Origin of the sequence: Gordonia aichiensis, assembly GCF_039946255.1 — a bacterium.
GTDB lineage: Bacteria > Actinomycetota > Actinomycetes > Mycobacteriales > Mycobacteriaceae > Gordonia > Gordonia aichiensis_A.
Genome location: NZ_JBCDWL010000007.1, coordinates 192092 through 207486 on the forward strand (window position 1 = coordinate 192092; position 15395 = coordinate 207486).

A 15395-nucleotide genomic window follows, 5' to 3' on the forward strand; every position below is an offset into this window, starting at 1 on the left:
ATGACCCCACTCGACCAGGGCGGGCTGTGGGACATGCCCGACGATTTCGGCGATGAGCCCGTTGCCGAGAACTCGGCCCCGATTCCGGCCTCGAACATGACTGACACGCTCGATCCCGTCGTGGACAGTCCAGCACCTGTTGCTCCGCGGCGCGCGACGGCCGCGATCTCCTCGAGCGCGGACTTCGACAACGGCGTCCAGTTCGGGATGGACCCCGATTTTGACTTCGTCGGCTCGCGCACCGTCGGTGCGGCGTTCGACCTGCCTGGCCGGGACGAGGTCCTGCGGGCCTCGCACCGCCCGAGCGAACCGCGCCGCCCCCGTAGCCGCGCATCTCGTCGGGACGAGGAGCCGGCTACGACGGCTCTGGCGGCCGCGACCGCTGAAACCGTTCCGGAGGAGGGGCTGACCAAGAATGAACTCCGGGAGCAGCGGATCGCGGCCACGAAGGCAAAGCGAGAAGAGCGCGCGGCTGAGAAGAAGGCTGAGCGGGAAGCGAAGGACGCCGAGCGCGCCGCACGCCGTGAACGCAAGCACGCCGACAGCAACATCGGATCGCTGGCTGGCAGTCGGCCGGATAATTCCCGGAACAACCGCCGGCTGCTGCTGGGGGCCGCGGCGTGCACCGTGGTGGTCGCCTGCGCTGGCATCGGTGGCTACATGATGCTCGGCGGAGGCGATGGGCAGAGTGTGGCGACGCCGCCGGCAGCGACTTCGTCGCTGACGTCAGCTCAGACGCCAACCTCGGCGGTGCCGCCCGGCAGCAGCTGCCCGTCCTCTACGGAGGGGAAGGTCACCACTGGCAACGATGCCGGAAGCCTGACTGCCAGCGGCGCGGACACCATCAAATCCTTCAATTACGCCTACTACACGAAACGCTCTAGTGAGGCTGCTGCTGATGCAGTGATGTCGTCCTCGATCAGGCCGATGTTCGGGTCGATCGACAACCTGCAAGCAGCGATCGACGCCCTCCCCCAGGGGACCACCCACTGTCTGACGATCACCGATCTCGGAAACGGTCTCTACTCGACTGAACTGTCCCAGATCCCTCCTGGAGGAGGTGACCCCGAGATCTTCAAGCAGCGCATCCAGACGGCACGCTCCGGCGGCAAGACCCTGATCGTCTCGAACCAGGTTCAGTAACCACCACCCACGCACTCGCGGCGGACGACCGCCGCGCACTTCACAGCAAGGAACAGCACATGGCATCCAAGACCTGCACGTACCGCCCCCCGGCCAGCCGGCCCCTGTCCCAGATCGGGATGGCCGCACTTCTCGCCGGCGCCGTCGCGATCGGTGGGCCGCTCGCGCCCGGTATTGCCTCGGCTGCCCCGCAGCAGGGCGGCATCTCCCCGTCGCAGCCGGACACTCCACCGCAGCAGGGTGGCATCACCCCCACCCAGCCGGAGAGCCCGCAGCAGCAGGGCGGTATCACCCCGACCCAGCCTGCACCGGCACCCGAGCCTGCACCAGTGGCTCCGCCGTCGTACACGCCCGGGCCGATGGGTCTGCCGTCGGCGCCCTCGGCGCCGCCGTCGCAGCACACGGCGCCGGAGACGCCGAACTACGAGGGCGACTACAGTCCGGTCCCCGTCGCTCCGATCCACTCCCCTGACCCGACCGCACCGAAGGTCAAGCGTCCGGCACCGCCGAAGAAGAGCACGCTGCTGCTTGGCAACTTCGAGCGCGACTACGACGAGTTGCCGGACTTCCCGAACAAGCAGCACACGATCGACTGGGCCAACGGCTGGAACGGCTACGCCTCGCAGGAGATCGCAAACTTCATGATCTCCATCGGCGTTCCCGAGGATGAAGCCGTTCGGCAGACTGCGGCGATCGTCACCGGCGCTGCCGCTGGCGGCCTGACGGGTGCCGCCGTCGGGTTCACCGCAACCACGATCTTTGTCGGCGTCTTTGCAGTCCCGATCGGAGCCGGTATCGGCGCAGGCATCGGCTCCATGACGGGCAACCCCTTCTCCATCCTCGGAGGCGCAGGGCTCGGTGCCGCAGCTGGTGCCGGTGTGGCCATCGCTTCCGGTCTTGCCGTCGGAACCGCCACAGCCATCACCGGTGCACTCATCGGTGCGGGCGCCGGCTACGTGCTCGGTGCAGGTGACCCGGGCGGAAAGTACAAGCGGCCGGGTGACAACCTGCCGAAGCCCGAAGAGCGCGGCAAGCACCGGCAGGCCGACCCCGCTCCGCTGCCGAACCCCGGCGGCAACCAGTTCGAGGTCCACCTGCCGAAGGAGGATGCGCAGCGCGCTGGTCTCCCGCCGGTCGACTACGTCGTCAACAAGGGCGGCGATGTCCAGGTCAACGTCGGCGGCACCAAGATCGGGTGGACTGCTGAGCAGGCGCAGGCACCGATCAAGGCGCTCGGCCCGGCTGCCCCGGCAGCGGAGAAGGCCATCAACGACGTCACCCGCAGTGTCAGCAACCAGGCACAACAGGCGATCAAGGGTCTGCAAGTGAACTGGCCGCAGCTGCAGGCTCCCGGCCAGCAGGGCGCGAAGAAGCCCGCCTCCGCCGGCAAGCACGGCCGCTAGATGACCCGGTGGCGGGCTGAGCCTGTACGGACAGCCCGCCACCGCACCGGCTACGGTTCATACCAACGTTCGACATCCCGCCTCGCGCAGGACTGCTAAGGAGCACCTCATGACCAGGAACTTCACCAAGACCGGCGTGATGCTGGCCGTCATCGGCCTCATCGCCGCGGCGATGGCAACCTTCGTCGGAGCAGGAACCGCCGACGCCAAGTACCGCGAGACCCCCCGTATCGGCGTCGCAGGCGACGAAGTGTGGACAGTTGGCGACAACGGCCGCTGCCGCGGAACCATCGGCGTCAGCGTCAAGAATGACCCTGCCAAGCGAGGCTGGATCGAGGTCACGCTGCGGTCTCGTGGGTTTACCAGCAACACCTGCAAGGCAACCATCAAGCTGAACTACTGGAATGCCGTTCCCGCCTTCTACCACGAGAAGTTCATGCGTATCACCGGCACCCGCAAACGAGGACCGATCCTGGCGCAGAAGAAGTTCCACATCGGATCAGGGCTGAACCTCATCGGGTTCTCGTCGATGAACCCGGCCCAGAAGGGCGCCTCGTTCTACATCGCGATCCCCTAGCTGTCGCACAGCACGTCGAAGCGCGCCGCATCCCCGAACGGGTGCGGCGCGCTTCGACGTATACGGGCCGGCCGTCAGGTGCGGTAGGCACGCACCAGTTCCGGGTGGCTGGCCCCGAACGCCGATGAAATGCCAGAGGCGAGAACCTGATTCGCGAACTGCACCTGAGCCTTCGCGAACGAATCCACGACGAATTGAGGGTACGGCTCCAACATCCGCGGACCGTGGCACAGCGGATCGATCTGCGCCGCCAACTGCACCGCCGTGTCCGCGGCCCGATCGCGCTGCCCGGCCGCGGTGAACTCGATCTTGATCGGCCTGTTGAGGTCCGTCGGCATCAGGTACGTGACCTGCGGGTCGCTGTCACCCCATCCGGCCATCGCCAACCGCAACTCACTGAACAGATCCCACAGCTCGGCCGGTGTAGGTTCGACGAGCGCGACTGACGCGACCTCCGGAGACGGCCGCGGCGTCATCACGAACCCTGGCGGCAGCAACTCCCCCATCAGGATTCGGTCCCGTTGCAGTCGCAGCCAGCCCTGCGCGGCCCCTTCCATGCGCGGCGCCCACAGATTCAGGTACGACCTCGAGGTGTCCTGCTTCGGCAGAGACCGTAGCCGGCCAGCGTGAGCGAGGTCGACGTACGCGGTCACCGATTCGACCACCTGCAGTTCGCGCAGGCAGTGCGCGAACTCCGCGGCCTCGGCTGCCGGGACGGACGTCAGGCTCGTCGCGATCGAGATCAGCGGTGTCGCCAACGATCCGTCCATCCACACCGGCCCACCGTCGGTTTCCGCAGTCCGAACAGCCACAGCCAGTTCGGCGGCCGCCATCACCGCCGCCCGGACCGCATCAGCATGTGACCCGACGGTGGTGACCGTCGCCGTCGACAGGGACGCCGACTCCGACGAGTTGGTAGCGGCCACCGCAATCCACGTCACGATGTCGGTCTGCGTGGAGATCACCGCCCCATCGACGCACACCACCGGATCGCCGACGGCGTCGGTGGGGATGGGGAGGATCGCGCCGTCACCGTCCAGCAGGGCCTCTAGTGCGGGCAGTACATCACTGCGTCGGGCGCTGGCACCGACAAGCCGTTCTGCGGCGCGGAGAGCTGGTTCGAACTGCATGTGCTCGCTTTCTCATTGCACGGTCGGGAAATCGACTGCAGCGTACGGCGACACGTTCCGGAACCGCGGCACTCCACACCCGCGAAATCGACGTCCAAACGCTGTCAACCTGCTCTGTTAGGCTCAGAATCACCATATTCGAAGCCACACAATCTAAGAGGAGTCCGCACTATGCGTACTCGGCCTAAAACTCGTCTGGGGAGATCTGCCGCCGCCATCGCTGCCACCGCGGTGCTGGCCGTCAGCGTCACGCCCGCGACCGCATTCGCCGACCCCGCCAACACCATGCCGGGACTGCCAACAGGCCTGCAACTCCCGGGCCTCGACGCCCTAACCGGTGGAAAGACACCCACCATCGGCACCGATGGACGCACCAACATCCGCCTGCCGATCGTCCCCAACGGAGGCATCCGCAAACAGTTCACGAACCGGCCCGCTGTCGAACAGTCGACCCGCCCGAACTGTGCGCCATTCATGTTCGTCGGTGTGCCGGGCACCTTCGAGATCAACCGCGACGACAACCCGAACAAGCCGATCGGCATGCTGTCGAAGGTCACTGACCCGCTCAGCAAAGCGCTCGGCAACAAGTTCGGCGTCACGATGATCACCTACGATGCGGACGCCGGCGTCAATGGCACCAGCTACAAAGCATCAGTGGAAGCCGGCGCGAAGAAGACCCTGGCGACGATCACCGACGCCGCATCCCGTTGCCCGAAGTCCAGCATCATTCTCGGCGGCTACAGTCAGGGCGCTGATGTCGCGGGCGACGTCGCCACCGCCATCGGCCAGAAGCGGACCCCGGTCGACCCGGCGCGCATTGCCGGCGTCGTCCTGGTCTCCGACCCGCAGCGCACCCCGAACTCCAACGTCATCGCCGACACCAGCCAGTCCCGTCCCGACGTGCCCGCGTTCCTGGAGAACGCGATCGGAGCGCTCAGCAACAACCCGTCGTTCGCGCAACTGCAGATGACCGCCGATGATCTGCTCGGCAACAACGGCGCCAATCTCGCCGGCACCCTCACCGACATGGCAGGCAAGCTCGCCGGCGCGGTCACCGGCACCAGCGGCACCACGGGTGTAGCTGGCGCCGAACCGTCCACGCAGGCGCCGGCGCCGACCTCGGTCGAACCGCAGGACAGTGCACCGTCGGACAGTCCCGACGCCACGACCACACCGTCGGTGCCGCTGGACCCGTCGACGCCGAAGATCGCGGGCAGCAGCACGAGCGGTACGGCGTCGTTTGTTCAGATCGACGACACGACAGCACTCCCAGCGGCCGACGATGAGCTGACGCCGGCACAACCGGAAGACGCCGACGACGGGACGCTCCGCAAGAAGATCGCTGACGGCGTCACGTCGATCGGCAAGGGCACCGAATGGGTTCCGATCTCAGGGCAAGGCAGCATCGCCGGCGGCGACTTCAAAACGAAGGCACAGGAGGGTGGCTGGGTGTACGGCCGGACCCCGGCTGAGAAGGATGCCCGCCGCAAGGTCGTCGATGACCTGTTCATGAATGGCTGGGACAAGTGCAAGGCGAAGACCCTCGGCGACTGCCGCGGCAACTTCGTCGACGGACTGCCCGGTGGCCGTGTCGCCGACGGCTTCATGGTCCCCTCCAGTGAACTCACCGCCACCCGCGACAAGATCAAAGCACCGGGATACCAGCGACCGGATCAGAAGATCCTCGACGGCTGCCTGAGCAAAACCAGCGACAAGTGCGCACTCGACGCACAGCTCAAGCAGGCAGGCAACAACACCGCTGCAGCGTCGTCGAAGGGCGCCAAGACGATCCCGAACTTCGACGACCTCAAACCCGATGATCGGAAGCCCTACCTCGAGGACATCAAGAACGCCGTCGGGTTCCTGGACGGTGACGGTAACCAGCAGCCGATCACCGCACTCCGTGATCGGAACGTCGGGAAGATCGACCCCAAGAGCAGTTACAAGATCTGCCACCGCGACGGAAAACAAGGATCCGCTCCCACCGCCGACATGGGCGACAAGGACAACGAGTGGCTGAAGTCCTCGTGGATCAACGCGACGGAAGGATGGGGACGATCCAACTCCCGGTTCAATCGCGCAGCCAGCGTGGACGACTTCCACAAGCGGTCCGGTGACATCGATTTGCACGAGACCGGCCGTGAATGTGCGGCCTGGTCCATCGCAACGTTCAACGACTTCGAGAAGCTCTACACGGGCGGGAAGATCGTGTACAAGACCGGCTACCGGTCCTCGCGGAGTCCCGACAACGACAAGGACCGCGAAACCCTCATCAACCGTCTTTACCAGTTCGGTGGGTGCGGCGACGGCTTGAGCAGCAACCAGACGAGCGTTCCGGCACCGAACGGCACCTGGACGTTGAGCGCCTGCAAGTCGTACTTCCAGGCGGTCGGCGGAAGGTACGCGAAGGGCAGCAAGTTCACCAACGGCCAGCTCCAAGTGCTCGCGGGCACCGCTGAGAGGCAGTACAACAGCAACAAACCCGACTGGGAAGCGAACGTCGTGCCGGCATCGGCGACCGACGGTGTCCACCGCTACGAGAACCCCTTCAAGTGCGACACCCTGTCGGTGAGGGCATGCGCGATCCTGAAGTCCGAGATCAGCGGCCCGAAGACTGCACCTGACGGTGTCACGAAGGTCCTCAAGGTCTCCTACCCCTCGGTCGACGACCGTGGTCAGATCGTAATCGGCGACGTGCAGGCATCGGCGCCGACGAACCCGCCGGCGGGAAGCAAACCCGAAGACCTGTACGCAGACGGATTCCGGTGGGCGACGCCGGAGGTCGTGAAGGCAGTCAAGATCTTCGACGACGTCCGACGCAGCGTTTCGACCGGGAACGATTCACGCAAACGGCCGCAGGGCGTGAACACGCTGATCAGCCCTGATGGTCAGGCCACGTCGATACCCGAAGGCGATGAGAAACTGATCGCGGCCCAGCTCGGGATGGGCTACGTGTGGGACTACACGAAACAGGAGAAGGACAAGCGCGCGGAGCTGTTCCCGGACTACTACCGGTACGGGCAGTGCGCGAAGCTCGGCTACGACGACTGCAAGCAGAAGGTGCTCTCCTACGGGTCCACGGAGTATCTGCTGACCGAGGCGCTGCTGAAGTCGGCGATCGACAAGGGCAAGGAAGCCGACAAGCAGGGGACTCTCGGATACAAGATCGAGCAGCTCCCCACCGACCTGCCCAGTTGCAAGAAGAAGGCAGCTTCTGCGTGTGCTGACGCCGAGACGACAACCCCGAAGGCGCCGACGACGAACACCCCGGAGAAGACGACACCGGACGACGGCGACGAGCCGACGAACCTCGCGGACGCCCCCACCGGTGGCGACGGCAACCCGACCACTGTGGCGGACGAGCCGACGACTGATTCTGAGAATCCCAGTCCGTCCACCACCGTGGTCCCGGTCGATGACTCGCCGTCGGATTCGGAGCCGTCGTCGACGACACCGTCAACCGGTGTCGTGGGCGGGAGCGCGACGAGCACACCGCAGGTTGCTGGGGCGGACCCGTCGTCGACGACTACCCCGTCCACGAATGGTGATCTGTCGACGCAGCTGGAGAACCTGATCACCGGTCCGACGAGCACCACCGATTCGGAGGATTCGACGAGTGCACCCGCCACCAGTGGAACCAAGGTGTCGATCTCGCCGGTCACGCAGAAGGCCGTCGCAGGTGGAGGCTTGGCCGGCAAGCGCGACGCCGATTTCGGACAGCTCAAGGGCCGCGTGGTGTCCCTGTGCGTGCCCGGTGACATCGTCTGCTCGCTGCCGGAGAACTCGGAGCTCGCGCAGGATCTGGTGAAGTTCGCGCAGAACGTGTCGTTGGACTTCCCCGACATGGTCGGCGACGAGGGCTCGACCCGCATGGCTGGCGTCCTGGCTCTGCAGGGCCTGAACACCGTCGCGGACATCACGGGACTGCCGCGGACGAAGCTGTCGTCGAACACGCTGTCGGCGTTGATGAACATCGCCGCTGGCGGTGTGATGCTGGCGGCGCAGCAGCCGGCGGGTGCGGCGCTGGTCGCCCAAGGCGTGTCGACTCTGCCGGACGCGATGCCGGAGATCTTCGCTCAGTTGCAGGACGTTCCTGCTCTGCTGCGCGGTCTGAGCACGGCACCGCAGAACGCGATGGAGAACACAGGCCTGGACAAGGTCCTCGCCCGCGTCAACGCAGCGTTCCAGGAGGCCGGGATGACGAGCCCGCTGGATGTGCAGAAGTATCCGGAGGCGGCCACCGCGCTCATGCAGGGCCTGGTGAAGGACAACACCGGGCTGGTGCAGATGGTGACGAACCCGCAGTACTGGCGGGCCAACGCCCACGTTCTGTACCCGCAGTTGAAGATCTCAGGGCAGCTCGGGTCGCTGACCTGGGTGAGCCAGTGGATCGACAACCTCGCCAGCCTCGCCAAGCTGAAGTAGGCAGCAGATGAGTGTGGCCCCGAACCTTCCCGGTTCGGGGCCACACTCGTTTCTGCCGGACTAGTTGGTCGGGTTCGGGTTGAACTCCCACGCCGAACGCTGGTCCTTCACCGGGGTCCCGGGCAGGAACGGGTGATCCTTCCAGTACGTGGTGACCTCGGAAAGCGGGGTCGAACCGTCGCCGAGGTACTGGACGACGAGCGCGGACAGCGTCGCTTGACCACTGAACTTGGCCTTGACGTTCTGGGCGATCACGGTCGCGGTGTCGGTGATCTGCTCCTGCGTCGACTTCGGTTCCATGCACATCGCGACGAATGCGAACCGGTTGCCCTGGACCTCCTGGATCATCGCGTCGGCGACGTTCGCTCGGTACGGCAGGCCCTTGTCTCCGCCGGACGCAACCCACACGAGATCGGCGGATTCTGCGTCGTCGGGGTGGGTCATGCTCCGCATGCAGTCGGCGACCCCGTTCCCGTAGGGCAGTTCGTCGGTGGGTCCGGAGGCTTGGTCGCTGCTGGAGAAGACTCCGCCGATGAAGAGGCCGGCCACGACGATGACTACGACGAGGACCGCGAGGCCGCCGATGGACAGTGCACGTCCGCGACCGTCGAGTTCGCCCCACCGGGGTACCCGGTCGAGTAGGTCTTGGATCTTGCTCATGGAGGGTGCCTTTCATTGCGGGGCGTGTTCGACGTCGCCATTGTGTCAGGGACGATTCCCGCCGTTGTGGTGCTGTGCTGCGTAGTTGCGCTCGCACAGCACCACAGAGGGTCGTATGCGGCTAGGCGTTCATCGCCTTACTGGTGACGAATTCAGTCAGAGCGGTGAGGGCAGTCGCCCGGATCGGAGTGTCGCCGGTTCGGGCGAGGTCGGTCATCATGTCGACGATCTGGTGGGCGTCGACATCGTCGTCGGCAGCGGTGTCGAGGTCGATGATCACTGCTGCGGTGCTGGCAGTGATGGCGCCACCCTTCACGACGATCAGGATGGGTTCCGTGGCGGTGGCCTTTGCGGTGGGGGTCTTCCGGGCGTTCTTGGTGGTGCGCGGCTTCTTGGCAGGCTTCGGCTCCTCGACGATCTCCGGCTCGGGGTTTGCGTGCGGCGCAGTAGCCTCGGCGGGGTCCTCGAGGTCGGCCGCCGCTGCCTCGTCGACGCCGTCCGCGTCGTTGCCGGGCGTCGGTTCAGCGGCCGGCGTGGCGGTGTCGGAGGACGTGTCGGGCACCTCCACATCGAGGGTGTCGGCAGGTTCGGGCTCGGTGGTCTGTGGGGGTGTCGGGGTCTTGACCGCAACGGGTGGTCGGCGGCTCGCGAACTGGTTGCGGTTCGGGAACGTCATTTGGTGTCTCCTTCTACTCGAGTGATGGCTCGACGCTAGAAGGGCGTGATGGGAGGTCGCGGCACGCTGGTGCCAGGGGTTCTGGTCTGTTCAGGCGCTGCGCAGGGCGCGGAGCTGTCGGTGGGCGTTCATGTATTCGTTGGCGCGTGCTGGGTCGGTGCGGGCGGTGGCGATGATGGTCTGCAGCTGCTGGCGCCGCAGTCGTATCGCGAGGTCGGCCGCGGTGCTGGCGGTGTGGTCGGCGAACGCGATCTGCCAGAACAGTGGATGGTCGTCGGGTTCGAGGACCGCGGTCATGTAGTCAGCCCACGTCTTAGCCGCGTCAGGTTCGGTGGGGCGGCCGTCGGCGAAGCTGCACCAGGAGATTTCGATGGCGTTGACGATCGGCGCAGACACGAGTTCCCGCAGCGCGGTGACGCCGGCTGCCGACAAGGCGCTGTCGACGGCGGTCGGGGTGTCGATGAGGTGCGCGGCGAGGGTGACTGCGTCGTCATCGAGCGCTGGCCGGGAGATCGTTGAGATTGCGGGCGCGGGCGGCGCGGTGTGGGCGGTGCGCAGTGCGGTGGCCGGGATGTTGAGTCGAGTAGCAGCGTGCTGCGTGTATCGGTCCCGGAGGATCGGCGAGTGCACCTGGGCGAGACGCTCGGCGGCGTGATGAGCGGCCAATGCGACCTGTTCGGGGGTTGCGTCGGCGGGCATAGCGGTGTCAGCGTCGAGGAGTAGCTGCAGGACCGGGATTCGGGCGGCGACGAGCTCGGTGAGGTCAGTGTCCGAGCCGCGGGTTCGGACGTCGCAGGCGTCGGCCTTGGCGCCGTACTGGCTGTAGTCGATGGCGGTGATCTGCGTGGTGAAGTCCTGGCAGGCGAGAAACAGTGCCCAGGCGCCTTTGCGGCCGGCGTCGTCGTTGTCGAAGCCGCTGACGATGTGCCCTTGGTCGCCGACCCGTGAGTGCAGCAGGTCGGCCTGCTCGGTGCTGATGGCAGTGCCACATGCGGCGACGGTGTTGGGGTGTCCGGCGGCGGCGAGGGCCATGACGTCTGTGTAGCCTTCGACGACGATCGCGGTGCGGGTGGTGAGGATGTCGCGGCGGGCGTTCCAGAGTCCGTAGAGCATCCGACCCTTGTGGTACAGGACGGAGTCTTCGGAGTTGAGGTATTTGGCGCGCGGCTGCTCGGTGAGGGCGCGGCCGGCGAGGCCGCAGAGGCGTCCTGCCGGGTCGTGGAGCGGCCAGATGAGCCGTCCTCCGAAGTAGTCGTACCAGCGTCCGTCGCGGGGCGATTGTTTGATCAGTCCGGCGGCGGCGAGGTCTTCGCGGGTGTGACCGTCGGCGAGCATCTGGTCGAGGAGCTGGGTGCCGGGCGGGTTGTATCCGAGTTGCCACGAGTGGATGTGGTCGGTGTCGAAGTTGCGGTCGGTCAGGTAGGTGCGGGCGGTCGCCGCAGCCGGGTCGCTCAGCCAGGTTTGGAGGAGGGTGTGGGCGGCGTCGAGGGTGCGGCGCAGTCGTCGTGACTGGTCTGCGTCGTCGGGGCGGCCGCCGGTGTCGGGGACGGCAATGCCGGCAAGGCCGGCGAGGTGCTCGATGGCGGCACGGAACTCGAGGCCCTCGGTGTGGGCGAGGAAGTCGAAGATGTCGCCGCTCTCCCCGCAGCCGTAGCAGCGGTAGCGGTGGTATTCGGGTCGGACCTTGAAGCTGGGAGTCCGTTCGGAGTGGAACGGGCAGCAGCCGACCAGCAGTGGCCCCTGCTGTTTCAGGTCGACGTAGTCGCCGATGACGTCAGCGATGGGGACCCGCTGCCGCAGTTCGTCGACGAACGATTCGGGGATCCTCACGCCGTGAACCGTAGTCGGCGGGTCTCCCGGCTAGCGGCGTCGCCGATCGGCGTCCCGGCGCCCCTGCTGTTGACGCTCACGTCGCGCCTCCCGCCTCTTTGCGTTGCGGGCCTTTTCCTTCTCCCACCAGATGCTCTGAGCTGCTTGGAAGGCTTCATCGCGGGCATCCCATTCGGCGCGGTGCTCAGCGAGGTTGGTGGCGAGCACGTCCGTCGGCGGCGACACCCGAGTGGTGAGCGTTGGGATCAGGGCGGAGCCGCGGGGACGGTTGAGGGCACGCTGCAGTTTCATCGGATGCCAGGTCGGACAGCCGTTGTACGGGAGTGCGTGCAGGGCGGCATCGTCGTCATCGACCCAGCCGAGGATGGGGTTGGTGTCGCCGTACTTGTCGAGCCAGGAGTACCAGTGCCGGACCTTCACCTCCACCGCTGGCCGGTACCCGTCTTTGATGCGGTGACGCATCATGATCGGCCCTTGGGGAAGGTTGTGGCGGCCGAGCCAGTTCCAGGTGGCTTCGCCGGCTGTGCTGGGTCGGGTGGTCGACCAGACGACCTGCAGGCCGGATTCGACGGCGAGGTCGACAAGTCGGGCCCCGCGGGTGATGAGGGCCGCGAACTTGTACTTGTCGTTGAACGCTCGCCACGCCTGTTCGTCGAATCGGTCGCCGAGGAGTGGCTCGAATTTCTTCATCGTGGCGACGACACCATCGATGTCGAAGACCATGACCGGGCCCGGATCTGAGAGGGCATCCTGCCACGGCAAATACCGTGGGCGCCGCTGTGCGCTCACTCTCGTCTCCCTTAACGTCGCATTCCTGTCAGCCCGTGTCCCCAGGTCGACGTCGTCGCGTCTGGGGACTGGACTAATGCAGTCCCCAGATTAGAGGTAGTCGTCTAGCCAGCGTACGAGGTGGGGTCGTGACGCGCCGAACGCTAGCGCCCGGTCGACGAGACTCCTCCGTTAAGTCGATTGTCTGGGCGGCGCGCTCCGACGGTGGCGAACCCGCTGAGTTCCCCGAGTCGGAAGTCAGCGGTCAGGAACGTCAGTGTGGGGTTCGGCGCGAAGTACCGCAGGCCGACCTGGCGGGCGTCGGTGGCGCCGGCGAGGAGTGCCTTCAGGGCGGGCCACGGCAGGTCGACGGCGAATCGATCGGAGCTGGTGGCCGGCAGATCGAGGTCGATGGTGCTTGATCCGATACGCGACAGCACCGACAGCGTCCCGGAGTTGGTGTTCCACCGCAGGTGCGAGGTGGGGAACGGCCGCCCGGTTACCGGGTGGTCGGCCAGTTCGTGCCAGGGCGACAGGTCAGTGACGATCAAGTCGTGGCGCTCCAGCTCGGGGTTGGGTGGGGTCGGCCACGGCACGGCGGGCTCGAAGGTGCGGGCGGTGATGGAGATCGTGGTCTCGGCGGAGGTTGCGGCGACGGTCATCTTCGTGGCGTCGACGGTCACTGTGAGGGGTTGGTCGGCGGGTTCGTCGGCAATCAGGATCGCGAGGGCTGCGGCGAGGTTTACCGGGAGTACCACGATCTGTGCGGTGTCCCCGATCGGGCCGCTGCTGATCGCGGCGGTGATGACGGTGCTGGTGGTCGAGAGTCCAAGGGCACCCGCGGGGGTTGCGGCGATCTGGACGTGGCTGACCGCTGGCGCGTTCACGATTGCCGACAGTTGCTGGCTGAAGGCGCCGGTGGTGATTTGTCCCGACGCTGCGGTCCGCGACAGGACGGTTCGGGGCGCTTTCCGACTTGGTCGGCAGGACTCGGTGGACGTGTGCCAGCCCCCCGCTTCGGAGATCCGATAGCGGCGGTCCCTGATATGACGGGCGGTCGCCGACATGGTGTGGTCACCGACGTCGGCGATGTACCAGTCGACGTGCCGGGCCACCCTCAGTCGTGCCTGCGCCGTCGTCACCGTGGCGGTGATCGTGTCGGCGACGGCGGTGACGGTGACGCGCTGGTCGAGTGAGGAGAATTGCTCGATGGCTTCTACGGTCGCCCCCCAGTAACGAGAGGGCGTCACCGATACTCCGATGCCTGCTGACGGTGCCACGAGTTTGTCCTTCCATCGTGTGCGTGGTGCTGTGCGTCCAGAGTCTCAGGCGCGCGCATCTGGTGCGGCATCAGCTGCCGACAGCAGTGCTGCAGGCTGTGATCAGGCCGAGGTCCGTTCCCCGGGGATGGTGTGCGGTTACGATCACAGCACTATTCGAAGCCACACCACCACGAGGTACCAGCTGCATGTGCCGTTCACGCAAATGCGGGGACAAATGCGATCTCCGCTGCCCATCCCATACGGATCCGGCGAGGAAGCTCCTCGCTTCCGCCGTCCAACGGTTGTCTCGGTGGGAACGAGCGGTCGCGGCCGCGGAGGCTGACGGTGACGCCTCGAAGATCGACCGCGCGATGTCACGGGTCATTGAGGCGATCAACGACATTGGTGTGCGGTCGGAGGTTCCAGAGATCCCTGTCGAGCCGCCCGCGCCGGCGCCGTTGGATGCGTACGAGCTCGCGCACACCGACGACGAGGACCTCGAGCGGCTGTGGCGGGAGCATTCCAGTGATCTCGTAGGACAGCACCTCGTCGAGAGGGAGTGGTCTCGGCGGGAGATGCAGTCCCGCACCGACTTCGATCGGGACTTGTTCCCGATCACGTCGTTTTCGGTGCTGGTCGACAAACTCCACTCCCCCGAGGAACTGACCGACGGTGAACTCAAGGAAGTGTGGCTCGATGCCCACGTCGATCCGCAGTTGCGGGATCTCGCGGAGACGGAGATGGACCGGCGGCTGCTCAACCACACGGACTCGCCGCTGGAGGATCCCGAACTCGAAGACGCGATCGACCGGCGGATGGAGTGGTCGTTCCAGAACATGTCCCCCCGCGACTTCCGCCGCTATGAGGCGACGATCATCACGGATCCGGCGCACCGCACCGCGGCCGGTGTCCGCGCGACGCCGACCGCCAAGCAGATGCAGGACGAGTACGACGAGTACACCTATGAGCGGTACATGGCAGCTGAGGTCGCCACGCGAGGGCATCTGCTGAATGCGCGCGGCCGCGCATTGAAGGTCGACGCCTGGTCGCTGCTGTCGGGGAACGCCAAACGCGTCAACGCGTACGGTTCCGAGGAGTTGCTGGGGTTCTTGAGTTCCACCGGCGGTCATATGTCGTTCGCGCGGTTCAAAGCGATCCGAACCAGCGGTGACTACGAGGAAGCCCATATCGAGAGGTTCGATAATGCCGTCTCTGTCTAACGGTCTGAAGTTCCTGTCAGCTCGCCGTGAGCGCGGTGACCTCAAGGTCAGTCGTGGTGGCTATCCGGCGCCGATCGGCGAGATCGTGACCGCACAGCAGGAGGGTGCTGCCGCCGTTCATGAGCGCATCACGCCTGGACAGAACCCGTATCTCGCGGACCGCTCTGATGTGGGGCGGTTTCTGGCGCTGATGTGGTTCCGTGGCTACCGGCACGAGCAGGGGCGACTGGCCGAACCGGTCGACGCTGGAGACGACTGAGCTACCGACTCCGGTGGGTGTCGGTGGCTCGGTCGTGGAGCT

The 15395-nt window shown here is 66.1% G+C and carries 12 protein-coding genes; 6 read left to right on the plus strand and 6 right to left on the minus strand.

Going from position 1 to position 15395, the window contains the following annotated elements; all coding sequences use genetic code 11:
* From AAFO60_RS10870 to AAFO60_RS10880, 3 genes are all read left to right on the plus strand, one after another.
* Entirely contained in the window at positions 1-1143 is a 1143-nt protein-coding gene (locus AAFO60_RS10870) for a hypothetical protein (RefSeq protein ID WP_347956214.1), read from the plus strand.
* Between the two features lie 59 nt (positions 1144-1202).
* A complete protein-coding gene (locus AAFO60_RS10875; protein ID WP_347956215.1) occupies positions 1203-2546 on the plus strand; it encodes a hypothetical protein in 1344 nt (447 codons plus the stop codon).
* Between the two features lie 109 nt (positions 2547-2655).
* Positions 2656-3123 carry a hypothetical protein gene (locus AAFO60_RS10880; RefSeq protein ID WP_347956216.1) on the plus strand — a complete coding sequence of 156 codons (468 nt, stop codon included), beginning with the start codon at positions 2656-2658 and terminating at the stop codon, positions 3121-3123.
* A 74-nt stretch (positions 3124-3197) separates the two neighbouring features.
* Here the strand turns inward: AAFO60_RS10880 and AAFO60_RS10885 are convergent, their stop codons facing one another.
* On the minus strand, positions 3198-4253 hold the full coding sequence (locus AAFO60_RS10885; protein WP_347956217.1) for a hypothetical protein: 1056 nt from the start codon (positions 4251-4253) through the stop codon (positions 3198-3200).
* Positions 4254-4424: 171 nt separating this feature from the next.
* Between AAFO60_RS10885 and AAFO60_RS10890 the strand changes: the two genes are divergently transcribed.
* Positions 4425-8678: a cutinase family protein gene (locus AAFO60_RS10890; protein WP_347956218.1), complete on the plus strand. Its 4254-nt coding sequence runs from the start codon at positions 4425-4427 to the stop codon at positions 8676-8678.
* A gap of 60 nt (positions 8679-8738) precedes the next feature.
* On the opposite strand, the gene AAFO60_RS10895 is transcribed toward AAFO60_RS10890, so the two are convergent.
* From AAFO60_RS10895 to AAFO60_RS10915, 5 genes are all read right to left on the minus strand, one after another.
* Positions 8739-9338, minus strand: a complete 600-nt coding sequence (locus tag AAFO60_RS10895; protein WP_347956219.1) for a hypothetical protein — start codon at positions 9336-9338, stop codon at positions 8739-8741.
* 121 nt (positions 9339-9459) lie between these two features.
* On the minus strand, positions 9460-10014 hold the full coding sequence (locus AAFO60_RS10900; RefSeq protein ID WP_347956220.1) for a hypothetical protein: 555 nt from the start codon (positions 10012-10014) through the stop codon (positions 9460-9462).
* Between the two features lie 90 nt (positions 10015-10104).
* The gene (gene dnaG, locus AAFO60_RS10905) at positions 10105-11844 is read right to left on the minus strand and encodes a DNA primase (protein WP_347956221.1); all 1740 of its coding nucleotides are present in this window, start codon (positions 11842-11844) and stop codon (positions 10105-10107) included.
* Between the two features lie 30 nt (positions 11845-11874).
* Positions 11875-12534, minus strand: a complete 660-nt coding sequence (locus tag AAFO60_RS10910) for a hypothetical protein (protein ID WP_347956222.1) — start codon at positions 12532-12534, stop codon at positions 11875-11877.
* A gap of 242 nt (positions 12535-12776) precedes the next feature.
* The gene (locus AAFO60_RS10915) at positions 12777-13892 is read right to left on the minus strand and encodes a hypothetical protein (protein WP_347956223.1); all 1116 of its coding nucleotides are present in this window, start codon (positions 13890-13892) and stop codon (positions 12777-12779) included.
* A 188-nt stretch (positions 13893-14080) separates the two neighbouring features.
* Between AAFO60_RS10915 and AAFO60_RS10920 the strand changes: the two genes are divergently transcribed.
* Both AAFO60_RS10920 and AAFO60_RS10925 read left to right on the plus strand, forming a co-directional pair.
* Positions 14081-15094 (plus strand): hypothetical protein, encoded by a 1014-nt coding sequence (locus AAFO60_RS10920; protein ID WP_347956224.1) that lies wholly within the window; start codon positions 14081-14083, stop codon positions 15092-15094.
* Positions 15078-15353, plus strand: coding sequence for a hypothetical protein (locus AAFO60_RS10925; RefSeq protein ID WP_347956225.1), 276 nt, complete (start codon positions 15078-15080; stop codon positions 15351-15353). The genes AAFO60_RS10920 and AAFO60_RS10925 overlap by 17 nt, the downstream gene beginning before the upstream one ends.
* The last annotated feature ends 42 nt before the right edge of the window (positions 15354-15395 follow it).